This is a genomic window from Rhizobium sp. CBN3 (genome assembly GCF_030518245.1).
Classification (GTDB): Bacteria; Pseudomonadota; Alphaproteobacteria; order Rhizobiales; family Rhizobiaceae; genus Rhizobium; species Rhizobium aethiopicum_A.
In genome coordinates this window covers 127,165-145,568 of the sequence record NZ_JAULSE010000002.1, presented here as the reverse complement: position 1 = coordinate 145,568, position 18,404 = coordinate 127,165, and the positions used below count along the sequence as shown (strand labels likewise).

Sequence of the window (18,404 nt, the reverse complement as noted above, 5' to 3'; positions counted from 1 at the left end):
CCTTTGCGCGTTTGCGCGGCGTCGTCAGAGAGGAAGATCGCTGCAGATGAAAGGAATTCGCCAGCTCGCCGAGCACCTCGACATTTCGATCGGGACGGTGTCCCGGGCGCTGAACGGCAAGCCGGATGTCAATGAAGACACGCGCCGGCGCGTGCTCGCCGCCGCAGAGGAGCTCGGTTACGTCGCCAACCAGTCGGGTCGCAGCCTGCGCCAGGGCGTGACCAACGTCATCGGGCTGATGCTCGAAGTCAGCCGCGAAACGGTCGAAAACAGCGACGACTTCTTCCTCGGCGTCACCGACGGGCTGCAGAGCGTCTTTTCCCGCCATAAGCTCGATCTGGTCATGCTGCCCTGCCCCGACGACGAGGATCCGCACGAATATCTAAAGCGCATGGTGGCGCGCCGCCTCGTCGACGCGCTGATCATCTCGGCGACGCGGCGCACCGACCGGCGCATCGAGCTTCTGGAAAAGGCCCGCATCCCCTTCGTGGCGCTCGGCCGCAGTGCGTCCGGCGGCAGCTATACCTGGATGGACCTCGATTTCGAAGGTGTGGCGGCACGCGGCGTCGACCGTCTCGTCGCCAAGGGCCACCGGCGGATTGCCGTAGCCGCTCCCTCCTCCGATATCAATCTCGGCTATATCTTCCTCGACAGTTATCGCCAGGCGCTGAAACGGCACGGCATTCCTTTCGACCCCGCCCTCATCATCCGTGTGAAGTCGAGCGAACAGGGCGGCTATCAGGCCGGCCACGAATTGCTGATGATCGAAGAGCGGCCGACCGCGATCATCCTTATCCACGAACTGATGGCGATCGGGCTGTACCGGCGGCTTGCGGAAGCCGGCATCGTGCCGGGGCGCGACCTTGCCGTCGTCGGCTTCCGCGAGGAGCCGCGCACGCATTTCCTGCAGCCGTCGCTGACCTCCTTCCGCATGTCGCTGCGTGATCTCGGCGCTCAGCTCGGCGAAACCCTGCTCGCGACCATGCCCGCCTATGCCGATCATTATCCGCAGGGCGCCCGCAACAGGATCTGGCCGCTGGAGCTCGTTCCAGGCGAAAGCGACGCCTTCACGCTGACCGGCTGAACCCCGTCACACGGGCGAGGTTCTGCCGAGTGCGGCCTGTTTCCGGTTACTCGGCGGCAGCGACGGCGGTGCGGCGGCCGATCGTCGCCTGGGTGAGCACGAAGGCGGAGAAGGCGCAAAGCGCGATGCCGGCGGCCATCGGAACGGCGGTGCCATCGAAGAACAGGCTCGATATGACCATGGCGACGGCGGCGATCACGAAATGCAGCGTGCCCATCAACGACGAGGCGGTGCCGGCGATCGCGCCGTGATCCTCAAGGGCAAGCACAGCGCTCGTCGGAATGACGAGGCCGAGGAAGCCGTAGCCGATGAACAGGAAGGTCGCCATAACAGGCAGCTGGTTGAAGCCTGAAGCCATCACCACCGCCATGACGATCATGGCCAGCGCAAAGGCGCTGACGGCAATCCGCATGACACGCACCAGGCCGAAACGCTCCCCGAGCCAGCCCGTCGCCTGCGATACCGCGAAGAAGGAGACGGCATTGATCGAGAAGGCGAAGCTGTATTCGGTCGGCGTCAGCCCGTAATGCTGGATCAGCACGAAGGGCGAGTTGGCGAGATAGACGAGGAAGCTCGAAATGCCGAGACCGCCGATGAAAGTCAGCGTCAGGAAATTGCGGTCGGCGAGCAGCAGGCGATAGGCCTTCATGGCGCTGTCGAGGCCGCTGCCGTTGCGCTCCTCGGCCGGGCGGGTTTCCTCGAGCTGGGTGGAAAGCAGGACGAGGCCGATCAAAGCGGCGATCGTCACGGCCCAGAAGACGCCGCGCCAGCCGGAGAGTTCGATGACGGCGCTGCCCGTCAGCGGCGCCAGGATCGGCGAGATCGAGAAGACCAGCATCAGCAGCGACATCAGCCGCGCAGCCTGGACGCCGGTATGCATGTCGCGGACGATGGCGCGTGGAATGACCATGCCGGCGGCACCACCGATGCCCTGGACGAAACGGAAGGCGATCAGCGTTTCGATATCGGTCGCAAATGCGCAGCCGATCGAGGCGAGCGCGAAAAGACCGATGCCGAGATAGAGCGGCAGCTTGCGTCCCCACATGTCCGACAGCGGCCCGTAGACGAGCTGCGCAAGCGCAAAGGAGATGAAGAAGGCGAGCAGGGTCAGCTGGGTGACGCTGTTATCGGCATGCAGGTCCTGGCCGATGGAGGGCAGCGCAGGCAGATACATGTCGATGGCAAAGGGACCGATGGCCGACAACAGGCCGAGAATGAGGGCAATGCGAAAGAAGGAAGCCGTCATAATGGTGATCTTTCGTAAAAGCGCAGCGGAGGCGCCGGATCGTCGCTCCGCACTCTTTGGAATCGACGCATCGTGCTCTCCGAAAATCAGTCCGATTTTCGCGCCGATGCGCTGGGTTCAATGATGATCGTTCGCGCGAAGACGAAGTTGGGAGCTCATATCTCCAGCGGCTGAACCAAGAGTGTCAATAAATTTGGACACGCCTGTAAAATTAGACGCCATTGTCTAAACCGTCAAGACGTCTTATCTTCGCTCCATGAAAGACAGCATGATACCGGCAGTCCGGATGGCGGGGCATACGCAGCGTGGACAATGCGCCAAGCGTATGTCGATCCTCGACGCCGCCGCCGATGTTTTCTGCCGCCAGGGTTTTGCAGCCGCCAGCATCGACGAGATCGCCGCCGTTGCCTGTGTCTCCCGCCAGACGATCTACAATCATTATCGGGAAAAGGAGACGCTGTTCGTCGCCGTCGTCGAAGACGTGATGAACCGCGCCAACGCCATGCTCTTTTCCGTGCTGTCGACCTTTCCTGACAGCGCCGACGATCTGGAGGACGGTCTGACGGCGTTTGCGGTGCGCCTCAACAAAAACTGCATCTGCAATCATGACGGAAAATTCCTGCGCAAACTGGTGCAGACGGAGGGTGAGCGATATCCGCACCTCTTCGAAAGCTGGCGTCAGCAGGGGCCGGGCAAGCTGACCACTGCGCTTTCCGCGCTTCTCGCGCGCCTCGCCCACAGTCAAGCGCTTGTCATCGATGATTTCGACGTCGCCGCCCGGCAGTTCGTGGCGCTCGCCAATGCCGACCTGCAGATGATGACGCTGTTCGGCGGCACGCCCACCAATGAAGAACTGGAAAAGGCGGCGCGCAATGCCATGCGGACCTTTCTCAAGGCCTATGGCAACCCGAAGGCCGAAAAGGCCGGCGGAGAGCCGCAGCTCGCGGCCATACTAGGCTGATCTCCCCTGCGATCACCTAAAGACCGTCATCTGCGCCGGCACGACTGCGAAGCCGCCGACACGGCGCGCGGCAAGATATTTCAGCAGCTGTTCGACAAGCGAAGGCATGACCGGCTTCTGGACGACGCCGACCGCTCCCTTGACGCCGCCGGCGACGGTCTCGGGATTGCCGGTCATGAACACGACGGCGAGACCATGCTCTTCCGCCAGCCGCCTGCCGAGCTCAGGCCCGGTCCGGCCATCGGCGAGATTGACGTCGACGAAGGCGATATCGGCGGACGGCGCCAGTCGCAGCGCCTGTTCGCGATTGTTCGCAAGGCCTGCGACCTGCATGCCGATCGCTTCCACCGTCGCGCCGAGATCAAGCGCGATCAGGAATTCATCTTCGACGATCAATACTCTCTGATTCATGAGATCATCTCGTTGGCAGCGCCGCACGACATTGGTGGCCATGATCCGTCCTCTTGTTACGCACATACTTCGAAAGAAGGAGCCGCTCGGCAGTCTGCCCTGCCGAAACTCATTGTCGTAACGGGAAACCTGACGATATGTTCCGCGGTGAAACGCGATTTTCGTCATTTAACCTGTTGTTAACGTTGATAAATCCTTAACACGGAGCCGACAGGCAAAAACCCGCCGCTCAATCCTTGTTGAATTTCAACCGCCTACTTCTGGATGAGAGCGGACAATGATACGATCGGATTATTCCATGGGGCTCGGCGATTGAGGATCACGTTGCGAAGCAAACTTATCGTCCTGATCATCGTGGCCGTCAGCCTGTTCGCCTATACCAAAGTGATGGCCAGGATCGGCTCGGGCTCGCCGCCCGCGGATGCACCGCCGGAGCAGCGCGCCGACCTCATTCGCGTTTATAAGTCCGAACGCCGCATGGTCCTTTTCAGAGGCGACGCTGCGATCTCGACCTATCAGATTTCGCTTGGAAGTGCTGCCGATGCAGGCCCCAAGCACCGCGAAGGCGACGAGAAAACACCGGAAGGGCGTTACGAAATAGACTGGCGCAATCCGAAATCGGTAGCCCATCTGAGCCTGCACATTTCCTATCCGAATCCGAATGAGCGACATGAGGCCGAAGTGAACGGCTATCCGCCCGGCGGCAGCATCATGATCCACGGGCTGCCCAATGGCTGGGGCCTGCTCGGAGAGGCCCATCGACTGTGGGACTGGACGGATGGCTGTATCGCGGTCACCGATGCGGAAATGCGCGATATTTGGGCCCGCGTTCCCGACCACACACCCATCGACATCATGCCTTGAGCAACTGCGATCCGTACCGGATCAACCTCCGAAACTGAGCGGGCTCAAATCAGCCCTTGGTCTTCCCGACGAGGACCGGCTGGCTGCGGTAGTCGGCGGGAAACAGCGACTTCAAATTCTCGATCTTCGGCAGGTCGTTGTAGACGATATAGGGATAGGTCGGATTCCGCGTCAGGAAATCCTGGTGATAGGCCTCGGCGGGATAGAAGCCGGCGGCATCGGACACCTTGGTGACGATCGGCTTCGGGAAGACGTGCGCCTTGTCGAGCTGGTCGATGTAGCGCTCGGCCACCTCTCGCTGCCCGGGAGCGGTGACGAACAGCGCCGAGCGGTACTGGGTGCCGCGATCCGGTCCCTGGAAATTCAACTGCGTTGGGTTATGGGCCACGGCGAAGAAGATCTGCAGCAACCTGCCGTAGCTCACCTTCTTCGGATCGAACCTCACCTCGACGGCTTCGGCGTGACCGGTCGAACCGGTGCTGACGGTTTCGTACTGTGCCGTTTTAGCCTCGCCGCCGGCATAACCGGAAACGGCGCTCTCGACGCCCTTCACATGCTGGAAAACGCCCTGAACGCCCCAGAAACAGCCCCCGGCGAAAATGGCGATCTCGGTACCGGACCCGGCGGTTTCGTCAATGGCCGGCGGCGGAATGACGACCGCTTCCTCGGCGGCACACGCCATGCCCCCACCTAGCAAGACGACGGCAGCGACGAGGAGCGAGTTAAGGTTGGAAGAGATGGGCATTGTGCTACCTCCTAGGGTCGCCCAAATCCTTGCCCATCCTTGTAAAAGCGGCAAATCACAAGACGTTCACTCACGCCGATGTGAGAACCCAATGAAAGCGTGTGTTTGAAGAAGAAACAGCGCTCAAGTTGAGTTGACAATCTCGTGAGGAGTGAGGAGAGTGCCGCCGGTCTGAGCCAGCATTCCGGGGGGAACCTATGTCCGTGCGCTCGTTCTTTGCTTTCGCCACAATCGCATTTTTTTCCGCAATCGCCGTCGGCCTTCCAGCCGCCGCTGCGGAGACCAAGCGTGACATCCAGACGATCAAGGATGCCGATTTCTTCGGCTTCGATCTTCGCACCGAGCAGAACGTCTCGCTCGACCAGTGCAAGACCTCCTGCATCGGCGACAAGAGCTGCAAGGCCTTCACCTACAATCCCAAGGTGAAATGGTGCTTCCTGAAATCCGATTTCAAGACGATGAACGCTTTTCCAGGCGCCATCGCCGGCAAGATCGTCGAAACCGCCGGTAAGCAGGAGCCGGATCTCGGCGCCGCGCCGCGTCTGACCTTCCTGAGCAACGACCTCATTCAGCAGGCTCACGACTTCAAGGACAATCTTGCCCTGACAGATGGCCAGCAGGGCCAGGGCGCCGACAGCCTGACGGCCAATGCCCGTCTCGACATGACCGCCAACAACCTGACCGACGCGCTGATCGCCTTCCACGGCGCGCTGTCGCTCACGCCCGACGATGCCGACCTCTGGCTCGAAACTGCCCGCGCCGCAATTTCCTTCGGCAGCACGGAAAGCAGCGTCACCGGCCAGGCCGTGGTCGACGCGCTGAACGGCTACGAGCTGACCCGCACCAGGGCCAAGCGCGCCGAGGCGCTCGCCGTGCTGGCCACCGCTCTCGAACGAAACGCCAATTACCGCCCGGCGCTCGACGCCTACAAGGCGAGCCTGGCGCTGGCTGCCTCCGACGAGGTGCAGAGCGCCTACCTGCAGCTGAAAGCGACGCAGGGCTTCCGCATCACCGAACATACGGTCGACGCCGACAGCGCCACGCCGCGGGCCTGCGCCACCTTCTCCGAGGCGCTGGTCAAGACCACCGACTATACGCCCTTCGTGACGCTGAACGGCGAGGCGCCCAAGGCGGTCGAGACCAAGGATAAGCAGATCTGCGTCGAGGGCCTGACGCACGGCCAGACCTACAAGATCGCCTTTCGCACCGGCCTGCCGTCATCGGTCGACGAGACGCTCGATGCGCCTGTTACAATCGACGTCTATATCAAGGATCGCAGCCAGATGGTGCGTTTCACCGGTGACAGCTTCGTGCTGCCCTCGACGGCGCGCCGCGGCATCCCGATCGTCTCGGTCAACCTGACCTCGGCCAATCTTAAGCTCTACCGCATCGGCGACCGCGCCATCGCGCCGCTCTTAACCAACTCGCAGTTCCTGACCCAGCTCGACGGCTACAGCGCCCAGACCATCGAGGATCAGAGCGGCGAACTGGTGTGGCAGGGTTCGATCGACATCGCCAACGAGCTCAACAAGGACATCATCACCAGCTTCCCCGTCGATGAGGCGCTGCCCGAGCGCAAGCCCGGCATCTACGTGATGACGGCGACGGCGCCGAACGGCCCGGCGCAGGAGTGGGATTCGCAGGCGACGCAATGGTTCCTCGTCTCCGATATCGGCATCAGCACCTATGCCGGCACCGACGGGCTCAACGTCTTCACCCGTTCGCTCGCCTCGGCCAAGCCGATAGCAGGCGTCGAATTGCAGCTGCTTGCCAAGAACAATGAGGTGCTTGGCACGGCAACGACCGACGAAAACGGCCGCGCCACTTTCACCGCCGGCTTGATCCGCGGCACGGCGGCGCTGACGCCCGCCGTCATCGCCGCCAGGAACGGCGCCTCGGATTATGTCTTCCTCGATATGACACGCGCCGGCTTCGATCTCTCCGACCGCGGTGTTACCGGCCGCGCCTCACCCGGCGCGATCGACGTGCTGACCTTTACCGAACGCGGCATCTACCGCGCCGGCGAAACGGTGCATGCGCAGGCGCTTGCCCGCGACACCGACGGCAACGCCATCGAGAACCTGCCGCTGACCTTCATCTTCAGCCGGCCGGATGGCGTCGAAGATCGCCGGATGGTCAGCCAGACCAGCAATCTCGGCGGTTATTCCGTCGATTTCGCCACCCAGGAAAACGCCATGCGCGGCACCTGGACGATGAACATCTATACCGATCCGAAGGGCAGCGCGATCGCCAGCAAGAGCTTCCTCGTCGACGATTTCGTGCCCGATCGCACCGACATGGAGATCAAGACCGAGGCCAAGGAGATCGGCCCGGACACGCCGGCGAACATCACCATCTCAGGCAAATATCTCTATGGCGCTCCGGCCGTTGGCCTGACGCTCGAGGGCGATGTCGTCGTCAAGCCGACGCGTGAGAGCGCCGCCTACAAGGGTTTCTTCTTCGGGCTTGCCGACGAGGAAGCGAGCGAGGATTCGCGTCTGCCGATCGACGGGCTGCCCGAACTCGACGAAAACGGCGAAGCTTCGACCGACCTCACCGTCGGCGACCTGCCGGCAACGACGCAGCTGCTCAACGCCACCGTCTATATGCGCATGCAGGAAGCGGGCGGGCGTGCCATCGAGCGCTCGCTTGTCCTTCCGGTGAAGAGCGAGCGCGCTTCGATCGGCATCAAGCCGGAATTTTCCGACGAGCTGCCCGAGAATTCCGTCGCCAACTTCACTGTGATCGGCGTCAATGCCGCCGGACAGAAGCAGGAGACGAAGGGCCTGCGCTGGAAATTCTACAGCCTCAACCGCGAATACCAATGGTATCGCGAAGGGACGGCCTGGAAATACGAGCCGGTCTATACCGCCGAGCAGATTTCCAACGGCAGTGTCGACGCGACGATGGACGGCGGCAAGATTTCCGTGCCGGTGACCTGGGGCCGCTACCGCCTCGAAGTGGAAAGCCCTGACGCCGACGGCCCGACCTCCAGCGTCGAATTCGACGCCGGCTGGTTCGTCGCCTCGACGTCGACCGAAACGCCGGACGGCCTGGAAATCGCCCTCGACAAGGACAGCTACAAGATCGGCGAAACCGCCAAGCTGAAAATCACGTCGCGCTACGGCGGCGAACTGATGGTGACGGCCGGAACCGAAAAGCTCGTTGCCGTAGAGAACGCCACGATCGGCGAGACCGGCGGCGAGATCGACATCCCGGTCACGGCGGACTGGGGCGCCGGCGCCTATGTCACGGCAACGCTCTTCCGCCCCGGCGACGCGCAGGACAGCCACATGCCGATGCGCTCGATCGGCATCAAGTGGCTGAAGGTCGACCCCGAACAGCGCGCGCTTGATGTGAAGCTCGATGCGCCGGAAAAGATGCTGCCGCGCGGACCGCTTAATATCAGCCTGCAGGTGGCGGGCGCCGGCGCCAACGAGGATGCCTATGTAACGGTTGCCGCCGTCGATGTCGGCATTCTCAACCTGACGCGCTATGAAGCGCCGAATGCGGAAGACTGGTATTTCGGCCAGCGTCAGCTCGGTCTCGAGATCCGCGACCTCTATGGCAGGCTGATCGACGGCTCGCTGGGCGCGACCGGCAAGCTTAGGACCGGCGGCGACGGCGGTGCGATTGCGCTGCAGGCAAGCCCGCCGACGCAGAAGCTCGTCGCCTTCTTCTCCGGACCGGTCAAGCTCGACTCCGAGGGCAAGGCGAAGGTCTCCTTCGACATTCCGCAGTTCAACGGCACGGCGCGCGTCATGGCGGTCGCCTGGTCGAAGACGGGTGTCGGCCACGGCGTCAAGGACGTCATCATCCGCGATCCCGTGGTGGTGACCGCAAGTCTGCCGAAATTCCTTGCCCCTGGCGACAAGGCCAATCTGCGCCTCGACATCGCCAATACCGATGCGCCGGCCGGCGATTACAAGCTGCAGCTGACCGGCAATGACGCGGTCGGCATCGAGCAGGCTTCGGCCGCCCAGACGATCCGCCTCGAAGCCGGGGCGAAATCCGAACTGACGCTTTCGCTCATCGGCAAACAGCCGGGCGCCGGCAGCGTCTCGATCAATCTTTCCGACGCCTCCGGCCTTTCGCTTGATCAGACCGTCGATGTACCAGTGCGCCCCTCATCCCTGCCGATCACCCAACGCAGGGTGCTGGCGCTGAAGCCGGGGGCCAAGCTGACGGTCGACAAGAACCTGTTGGCCGACAGCGTGCTGCCCGGCGCCTCGATCAGCGTCAACGTCACCCGTTCGGCGGCCTTCGACCTTCCGGCGCTGCTGATGACGCTCGACCGCTATCCCTTCGGCTGCGCCGAGCAGACCACCAGCCGGGCGCTGCCGCTGCTCTACTTCGCCGAAGTGGCGAAGCAAGCCGGCATCGAAAACGACGAGGACGTGCACAAGCGCGTGCAGGATGCGATCTATCGCGTGCTCTCCTACCAGGCCTCGGCCGGCAGCTTCGGCCTCTGGGGTCCGGACTCCGGCGACGTCTGGCTCGATTCCTACGTCACCGATTTCCTGACGCGGGCCCGCGAAATGAAATATGACGTGCCGGAAAAGGCCTTCGTGCAGGCCCTCGAAAACCTGCAGAACACGCTCTCCTACACCACCGACATCAAGGGCCAGGGCGACCAGATCGCCTATGCCATCTATGTTCTTGCCCGCAACAAGAAGGCCGCGATCAGCGATCTGCGTTATTACGCCGATACGATGATCAACGACTTCCCGACGCCGCTTGCCAAGGCGCATATCGCCGCCGCATTGGCGCTTTATGGCGACGCCCAGCGTTCGAAGAACATTTTCATCGACGCGCTGCAGATGTCGCAGCAATCGATGGTGTCGCGCGTCAACCTCTCGCGCACCGACTACGGCACGATTCTGCGCGACGGTGCGGCGATCCTGGCGCTCGCCGCCGAAAGCCGGCCGGTACCGCCTGTCATCCCGGATCTCGCCAAGGCCGTTGCCAAGGAATGGGGCCGCAGCAAATACAAGAGCACCCAGGAAGAGGCTTGGATGCTGCTTGCCGCGCGCGCCCTCCAGGGCGGTGATGACGGACTGAAGATCGATGTCAACGGCGCGGCGCATAGCGGCGCCTATATGGCGCGCATGACCGGCGATGCGCTCGCCGATCATCCGCTGACGCTGACCAACCAGACGAACGACTCCGTCTCGGCTGTCGTCACCACCGTTGCCGCCCCCACCGTGCCGCTGCCGGCCGGCGGCGACGGCTTCCTGATTGAGCGCAGCTATTACACGCTCGACGGCGAGGAGGCCAATGTCAGCGAGGCGCAGCAGAACGAACGCTATGTGGTCGTCATCCACGTGCGCGAAACCAATGACTGGCAGTCGCGCATCGTCATCACCGACCTTCTGCCGGCCGGCTTCGAGATCGACAATCCGAACCTCGTCGACAGCGCCCAGATGACGAATTTCGACTGGATCGGCGAAATATCAGCCGCCCATACCGAATTCCGTTACGACCGCTTTGTCGCCGCCTTCAACCGCGCACCGGGCGACGAGCGTGAATTCAACGTCGCCTATGTCGTACGCGCCGTCACCCCCGGCACCTACGACCATCCGGCCGCAAGCGTCGAGGACATGTACCGGCCGGAGCTTTCGGCCCGCACGGCGACCGGCAAGATGGAGGTCGTAGCAGCACAATAATGAGGCTGTGGCACAAATTCGCGATCGGCTCCGCCGCCGGCATCCTGCTTGCCGGCGCGGCTCTCTTCGCGCTCGACGCCGCCGACCGGGCTTTTCCACCGCCGCTCGACAAGGCTGATGTGGTTTCACCGGAGGTGCTGGATGCCGATGGGCAGCTGCTGCGCGCCTTCGCGACGCCGGAAGGCCGTTGGCGGCTGAAGACTGTAGTCGCCGATGTCGACCCGCAATTCCTGCGCATGCTTGTTGCTTACGAGGATCAGCGTTTCTACGATCACGTCGGCATCGATGTCTGGGCGCTCGGGCGTGCCAGCCTGCAGTTCGTCCGCAACGGCCGCATCGTCTCCGGCGCCTCGACGCTTTCGATGCAGGTGGCCCGACTGATCGAGCCGCGCGCCGAACGCTCGTTTTCGGCAAAACTTCTGCAGCTCGCACGCGCCGTGCAGATCGAACGGCGGTTGTCGAAGGAAGAGATCCTCGATCTCTATCTCACCCATGCGCCCTATGGCGGCAACCTCGAGGGGGTGCGCGCCGCAAGCCTTGCCTATTTCGGCAAGGAGCCGCGCCGCCTGACGGTGGCCGAGGCGGCGCTGCTGGTCGGCCTGCCGCAATTGCCGGAACGGCGTCGGCCGGATCGCAATCTGAAGGCGGCGCAGGAGGCGCGCAAACGCGTGCTCGATCGCGTCGCAGTGGCCGAGGCCGTCGGCGATGGCGAGGCGGAACGAGCCGAAGCTGTCGCCATTCCGCCGCGACGCCTGCAATTGCCTGCCTTGGCCGCCCATCTCGGCGAAGCCGCATTGCGCAAGGAGCCTCTGGTCCTCAAGCATCGGTCGACGTTGAAGAAGCAGGTGCAGCAGGGGCTGGAATCCGTGGCGCGCGCCGCGGCGATGAAACTCGGGCCGAAGCTTTCGCTCGCCATGGTGATGGCGGATGCGCAGACCGGTGCGATCGTCGGCGAGGTCGGCTCGGCCGATTATTTCGACGCCAGCCGCTCCGGCTGGATCGACATGACCCGCGTCAATCGTTCGCCGGGCTCAACGCTGAAGCCTTTCATCTACGGGCTCGCCTTCGAGCAGGGCCTCGTCTCCCAGGAGACGATCATCGAAGACCGGCCGGCCGATTTCTTCGGCTACCGGCCACGCAATTTCGACATGAGCTATCAGGGCGACGTCACCGTCCGTGAGGCCTTGCAGCTCTCGTTGAACGTGCCGGCCGTCAAGCTGCTCGACGCCGTCGGGCCATCGCGGCTGCTGGTGCGCTTCCGCCGCGCCGAGGTGCGCCCGGCCCTGCCGCCGAACGAGACGCCCGGACTGGCGATCGGTCTCGGCGGCGTCGGCCTCACGCTTAAGGATCTGGTGCAGCTTTATACGGCGCTCGCCAATCGCGGCCAGCCGGCACGGCTCGGCGACGGTGTCACCGGCACACCGGGCAAAATCGACGGCGAACCGCTGTTGGAGCCGATCGCCGTCTGGAACGTAGCCGATATTCTCTCCGGCGTCATCCCACCGGCCGGCGCGCCGCAGCGCGGCATCGCTTACAAGACCGGCACGAGCTACGGCTATCGCGACGCCTGGTCGGTCGGCTATGACGGCCGTTACGTGCTCGGCGTCTGGGTCGGCCGGCCTGATAACAGCGCCGTGCCCGGTCTGACCGGCTATGGCACCGCCGCTCCGATCCTGTTCGAGGCTTTCGCCAAATCCGGCATATCAACGACGCCCCTGCCCCGCCCGCCCGCAGGCGCCGTGCGCATCGCCCAGTCCGAATTGCCGATCAGCCAGCGGCGTTTTGCGCTCAATGCCAGCGGCCTGCTCGTCGCCTCCGGCCGCGAGCCCGCGCCGCAGATCGTCTATCCGCCCGAGGGCGCCCATATCGATCTCGGCGCAAAGGGGGGCGATCTGTCGCCGCTGCTGTTGAAGCTGCAGGGCGGCCGCGCGCCCTTCCGCTGGCTTGCCAACGGCAAGCCCTTGCCCGATCTCTCGCGCCGGCGCACCCAGCAATGGCTGCCCGACGGCGGCGGCTATTCGAAATTGACCGTCATCGATTCAGCCGGACGCGCCGCAAGTGTGGGCGTTTTCATCGATTGAGGAACCAAAGACCGGGCACAACCGTTGGAAAGGGTCTCCCTCCAACGTCAGACGGCCTCATGACTCTTCCGACAGCGACCTACCGGATACAGTTCCGCAACGGCATGACCTTCGATCGTGCCTGCGACCTCGTTCCCTATCTCAAGACGCTCGGCATCAGCCACCTCTACGCCTCACCGATCTTCACCGCCGTCAGCGGCTCGACTCACGGCTATGACGTCACCGACGCCAATGAGATCGATCCGGCGCTTGGCGGCCGCGCCGGGTTCGACCGGCTGACGGAAAGCCTCGCCTCCGCAGGCATGGGATTGGTTCTCGACATCGTTCCGAACCATATGGCCGCTTCGCCTGAGAACGCCTGGTGGCGGGACGTGCTGGCCTTCGGTCCGCAGAGCGCCTATGCCAGCCATTTCGACATCGACTGGAGCGAACCGCTGACCCTGCCGCAGCTCGGCCAGGATTTCGAAGAGGCGCTGGCTTCAGGCGAACTGCGCCTCGTCCTCGACGAGACGCACGGCAACTTCGCCTTGGCCTATTTTCAGACGCTGTTGCCGGTCAAACCCGGCAGCTACGGCGCGATCGCAAACCGGCTCGACGATCTGGTCGCAACGCGAATGGCGGAGGCCGCGGCTGCGACGTCAGGCGAGGACTTCGCCCGCGCGTTGCGCGACATTCTCTTCGAGGGCGGCGATCGGGCGCTCCTTCGGGAGAAGCTCGAAGACGTCTCGTCCGATCGCGATTTCGTGAGAAGCCTGCATGAGGAGCAGCATTGGCGGCTGAGCCATTGGAAGGAAGCGGCGCGGCATCTGAGTTACCGCCGGTTTTTCGAGGTGACCGGACTGGTCGGGACCCGCGTCGAAGATCCCTCGGTGTTCGAGGACATGCATCGGCTGGTGCTCGAACTGGTGCGCCATGGCAAGGTGCAGGGCCTGCGCATCGACCATGTCGACGGGCTTGCCGAACCCAAGGCCTATCTCGACAGGCTGAGGTCAGCAGTCGGGGCCGACACCTACATCGTCGTCGAAAAGATCCTCGGGGCGGGCGAGAGCCTGCCGGAGAGCTGGCCGGTCGCGGGCACCACCGGATATGAATTCATCGCCGCTCTCGGCGAGCTCTTCATCGACGCCGGCGGCCTGCGGATATTGGACGATGCCTATCGCGGCCTCGCCGGCGAGGCCGGCGATCTCGATGAGGGCCGGCGCCTTGCCAAGCGACAGATGGTCGAGCGCAATTTCGCCGGCGAGACCGGCAGGCTGGTTGCGATGGCGGCGAGCATCTTTCCCGAAATAAGCCGAGAAGAGATCGCCACCGCCATACGCGAGCTGCTGATCGCATTCCCCGTCTACCGCACCTATGGCGACGGCGGTCCGCTGAGCTGGCAGGATTCGGCCGTCCTTGCCGCGACCGCATCGCAGGTCATGGCGCAGCTCGACGACCGGCGCGCGCTGGATCACGTGCTGAAGCTTCTTGAAGGCAAGATCGAAGGGGATGCGGCGCATGAATTCCGGATCCGCTTTCAGCAGCTGAGCGGGCCGGTCATGGCGAAGGCGACAGAGGATACGCTGTTCTACCGCTATAACAGGCTACTTGCCGCAAACGAGGTCGGCGGCGAACCCGGAAAGGCGCCCGAGGGGCCGGACGGCTTCCATCGTCGCATGGCCGAGCGGGCGCGGCTGCAGCCGCATGGGCTTTCGGCAAGCGCCACGCACGACACCAAACGCGGCGAGGATGCGCGCGCGCGGCTCTATGTGCTGAGCGAGGGTGCCGATGTTTTTGCTCAGGCGGTGGCGCGTTGGCGTGACATGAATAGGCCGTGGCTGAAGGATCTGCCGGACGGTGCAGCACCCGAGCCGAATACCGAATGGATGCTGTATCAAGCGCTCGCCGGCGTCTGGCCGGAGGATTTCGACAGAGGACAGATAGAAGAGCTTCGCGCCCGCTTTACCGATTACGCTATCAAGGCGGTGCGCGAGGCGAAATTGCGCAGCGCCTGGAGCGAACAGGATGACGCCTACGAGGAGGCGATCACGGCCTATGCGGCGGCGCTGGTGTCGCCGGACAACGACGCCTTTCTGGACGATTTCGAAAGGGTGCTGCAGCCCTTCATTGCGGCCGGCTACGTCAACAGCCTGTCACAGACATTGCTCAAGCTGATGGCGCCTGGAATTCCCGACATTTACCAGGGCGCGGAAGTTTTCGACTTCAGTCTTGTCGATCCCGACAATCGCCGGCCGGTCGATCATGCCAGGCTGAAGGCCTGGCTTGATGAAGCGGGACCGATCGCCAAGCTTCAGGCGGCGGCCTTGAAGCAGCGCATCGTTACAATTGGGCTGCAGCTGCGCCAGCGGCAGCCGGTGCTCTTCGCCAAAGGCGATTATCTGCCGTTGAAGACGACAGGCAGCCGCCGTGATCACGTGCTGGCTTTCGCCCGCGTGCACAACAGCGAATTCGCGATCACCGTCGCCCCGCGGCTGATGTTCGGCTGGCTCGATCCCGGCGTGCTTTTTGCCGGTCCGGAGTTCTGGGAAGACACGGCGATCGCGGTGCCCTCCCCTCTTCACGGGTTGAAGGCGGATCTCGTGACCGGAAAAACAATCGAGCCGGGAGGCAGCATTTCGGTCGCCGCACTGCTCGGGAGCCAGCCGCTCGGGCTGATCAGCCCGATCTGAGGATCGGGCGATGCCGCCGTCGCGCGACTCGAAGCGGCCGATAAAATGGCTATCGTCAAAATTAGCGCTTGACCTTCCAGTTGCTGGAAGGTGGATAAGCCTCTCCAACTGCCCTTCGGGCATAGGAGATAGTCATGGATACCAAGCACGAACACGGCCACCATCACAACCACAATCACAGCCACGGCGACGGTCACTGCCATTGCGGCCATGATCATCAGGAGAAGGCGGCCGAACTGGTGGTCCGCGATCCCGTCTGCGGCATGACGGTCGATCCGCAAGCCGGCAAACCCTCGTTCGAACACATGGGTCATGTCTATCATTTCTGCTCCGAGAGCTGCCGGACGAAGTTTGCGGCTCAGCCGCAGGATTACCTGACGGCGAAGGATCCCGTCTGCGGCATGGCCGTTGATCGTTCGACGGCAAAATACTTCGTGAAATTCGAGGGCGAAAAATTCTACTTCTGCTCGGCCGCTTGCCAAACAAAGTTCGAGGCCGACCCCTCGGCCTATCGCAACGGCGCCCGTCCGGCGGCAAAGCCGGCGCCGAAGGGTACGCTTTATACCTGTCCGATGCATCCGGAAGTCGTCAGCGACCGGCCTGGCGACTGCCCGAAATGCGGCATGGCGCTGGAGCCGATGGGCATTCCTCCGGCCGACGAAGGAGCGAATCCGGAACTTGTCGATTTCGTCAGGCGGCTTTGGGTCAGCGCCATCCTTGCCCTGCCGCTGCTGGCGCTCGGGATGGGACCGATGCTCGGCCTGCCGCTCCGGGAAGCGATCGGCGAACCGCTGGCGACCTATATTGAGCTATCGCTGGCAACGCCGGTCGTGCTGTGGGCCGCCCTCCCCTTCTTCCGCCGCGCCTGGGCGTCTGTCGTCAACCGAAGCCCGAACATGTGGACGCTGATCGGCCTCGGCGTCGGCACCGCCTATGTCTACAGCGTCGTCGCTACGCTTGCGCCCGGTCTTTTCCCGATGAGCTTTCGCGGCCATGGGGCCACCGTGCCGGTCTATTTCGAGGCGGCCGCCGTCATCGTGGCCCTGGTCTTCGTCGGCCAGGTGCTGGAATTGAAGGCACGCGAGCGTACCGGCTCGGCGATCCGCGCTCTGCTCGACCTCGCGCCGAAGACGGCGCGGCGCATCGATGCCGATGGCAGCGAGCGCGACGTGCCGGTAGAGGAGATTCAGACCGGCGACCGGCTGCGCGTGCGCCCGGGCGAGCGCGTACCGGTCGACGGTTCCGTCCTCGAGGGCCAGTCGACCGTCGACGAATCGATGATATCGGGCGAGCCTCTGCCCGTCGAGAAGACGACGGGCGACGGGCTGACCGGCGGCACGATCAACAAGAACGGCTCCCTCGTGATGTCGGCCGAGAAAGTCGGCGCAGACACTGTGCTGTCGCGCATCGTCGACATGGTCGCCAAGGCGCAGCGTTCGCGAGCGCCTATTCAGGGCGCGGTCGACCGGGTGTCGGCCGTCTTCGTGCCCGCCGTCGTCGCCATAGCCATGCTTGCATTCGTCGTCTGGGCAGCCATCGGACCGGAGCCGAGCCTGGCAAACGCGCTGCTTGCCGCCGTCGCCGTTCTGATCATCGCCTGCCCCTGTGCGCTCGGCCTTGCGACACCGATGTCGATCATGATCGCGACCGGGCGCGGCGCTGGTGAAGGCGTGCTGATCAAGGACGCCGAAGCGCTGGAGCGCTTTTCCAACGTCGACACGCTGATCGTCGACAAAACCGGCACGCTGACCGAAGGCAAGCCTGTGCTCACCGACATCGTCGCCGTCGGCGGCGTCGAGGAGAACCGGCTGCTGTCGCTGGCCGCGAGCCTCGAGCGCGGCTCCGAGCATCCCCTGGCCGAAGCGATCGTTGCCGGCGCCGAAGAGCGCGGTGCCGCCTTCGTGGAGGTGAGCGGCTTCGAGGCGAAGACCGGCAGGGGAGTCCAGGGCATAGCCGACGGCACAAAGGTGGCGCTCGGCAATGCGGCGCTGCTCGCCCATCTCGGCGTCGATCCTTCGGCGCTGTCGGAGAAGACCGAAGCCCTGCGCGGCGACGGCAAGACGGTGATGTTCGTGACGATCGACGGCAAGCTTGCCGGTCTCGTCGCGGTCGCCGACCGGGTCAAGCCGACGACATCGGCCGCGATCAAGGCGCTGCACGACAGCGGGCTGAAGATCATCATGGCGACAGGGGACAACGAGCGCACGGCGCGGGCGGTGGCGAAAAGCCTCGGCATCGATGAGGTCCGTGCCGACGTGCTGCCGGAAGGCAAGAAGGCGCTGATCGAGGAACTTCGCGCCAAAGGCGCCGTGATCGCCATGGCCGGCGACGGGGTCAACGACGCCCCGGCTCTTGCGACCGCCGATGTCGGCATCGCCATGGGCACCGGCGCCGATGTTGCAATGGAAAGCGCAGGCATTACCTTGGTCAAAGGCGATCTCAACGGGATCGTCAGGGCGCGGCGGCTGGCGGAGGCGACGACGCGCAATATCCGCCAGAATCTCGGCTTCGCCTTCGGCTACAACGCGCTCGGCGTGCCGGTCGCTGCCGGCATCCTTTATCCCGTTTTCGGCTTGCTGCTCTCGCCGATGATCGCGGCGGCGGCGATGAGCCTCTCGTCCGTATCGGTGATATCAAATGCGCTGAGACTGCGCTTTGCAAAATTATAGGAGACGGC

The 18,404-nt window shown here is 63.7% G+C and carries 10 protein-coding genes; 7 read left to right on the top strand and 3 right to left on the bottom strand.

The features are described from left to right. Positions 1-46: 46 nt before the first annotated feature. On the top strand, positions 47-1,084 hold the full coding sequence (locus tag QWJ46_RS03460) for a LacI family DNA-binding transcriptional regulator (RefSeq protein ID WP_184458496.1): 1,038 nt from the start codon (positions 47-49) through the stop codon (positions 1,082-1,084). 46 nt (positions 1,085-1,130) lie between these two features. On the opposite strand, the gene QWJ46_RS03455 is transcribed toward QWJ46_RS03460, so the two are convergent. Further along, a complete protein-coding gene (locus QWJ46_RS03455) occupies positions 1,131-2,330 on the bottom strand; it encodes a multidrug effflux MFS transporter (RefSeq protein ID WP_302749034.1) in 1,200 nt (399 codons plus the stop codon). 256 nt (positions 2,331-2,586) lie between these two features. Between QWJ46_RS03455 and QWJ46_RS03450 the strand changes: the two genes are divergently transcribed. After that, positions 2,587-3,291 carry a TetR/AcrR family transcriptional regulator gene (locus QWJ46_RS03450; protein ID WP_302749032.1) on the top strand — a complete coding sequence of 235 codons (705 nt, stop codon included), beginning with the start codon at positions 2,587-2,589 and terminating at the stop codon, positions 3,289-3,291. A gap of 12 nt (positions 3,292-3,303) precedes the next feature. Here QWJ46_RS03450 and QWJ46_RS03445 read toward each other — a convergent pair whose 3' ends face one another. After that, positions 3,304-3,744 carry a response regulator gene (locus QWJ46_RS03445; RefSeq protein ID WP_302749031.1) on the bottom strand — a complete coding sequence of 147 codons (441 nt, stop codon included), beginning with the start codon at positions 3,742-3,744 and terminating at the stop codon, positions 3,304-3,306. 282 nt (positions 3,745-4,026) lie between these two features. Between QWJ46_RS03445 and QWJ46_RS03440 the strand changes: the two genes are divergently transcribed. Beyond that, positions 4,027-4,566, top strand: a complete 540-nt coding sequence (locus QWJ46_RS03440) for a murein L,D-transpeptidase family protein (protein WP_184458505.1) — start codon at positions 4,027-4,029, stop codon at positions 4,564-4,566. Positions 4,567-4,615: 49 nt separating this feature from the next. Here the strand turns inward: QWJ46_RS03440 and msrA are convergent, their stop codons facing one another. Beyond that, positions 4,616-5,311 carry a peptide-methionine (S)-S-oxide reductase MsrA gene (gene msrA, locus QWJ46_RS03435; protein WP_184458507.1) on the bottom strand — a complete coding sequence of 232 codons (696 nt, stop codon included), beginning with the start codon at positions 5,309-5,311 and terminating at the stop codon, positions 4,616-4,618. Positions 5,312-5,508: 197 nt separating this feature from the next. Here msrA and QWJ46_RS03430 point away from each other — a divergent pair, with 197 nt between their 5' ends. From QWJ46_RS03430 to QWJ46_RS03415, 4 genes are all read left to right on the top strand, one after another. Then, complete coding sequence (locus QWJ46_RS03430) at positions 5,509-10,977, top strand: alpha-2-macroglobulin family protein (RefSeq protein WP_302749028.1); 5,469 nt, start codon at positions 5,509-5,511, stop codon at positions 10,975-10,977. Next, positions 10,977-13,058: a penicillin-binding protein 1C gene (gene pbpC, locus QWJ46_RS03425; RefSeq protein WP_302749027.1), complete on the top strand. Its 2,082-nt coding sequence runs from the start codon at positions 10,977-10,979 to the stop codon at positions 13,056-13,058. Before QWJ46_RS03430 ends, pbpC begins: the two co-directional genes overlap by 1 nt. Positions 13,059-13,117: 59 nt before the next feature. Continuing rightward, positions 13,118-15,727, top strand: a complete 2,610-nt coding sequence (gene treY / locus QWJ46_RS03420) for a malto-oligosyltrehalose synthase (protein ID WP_184458513.1) — start codon at positions 13,118-13,120, stop codon at positions 15,725-15,727. 134 nt (positions 15,728-15,861) lie between these two features. Then, entirely contained in the window at positions 15,862-18,396 is a 2,535-nt protein-coding gene (locus QWJ46_RS03415) for a heavy metal translocating P-type ATPase (RefSeq protein ID WP_302749026.1), read from the top strand. Positions 18,397-18,404 lie beyond the last annotated feature (8 nt).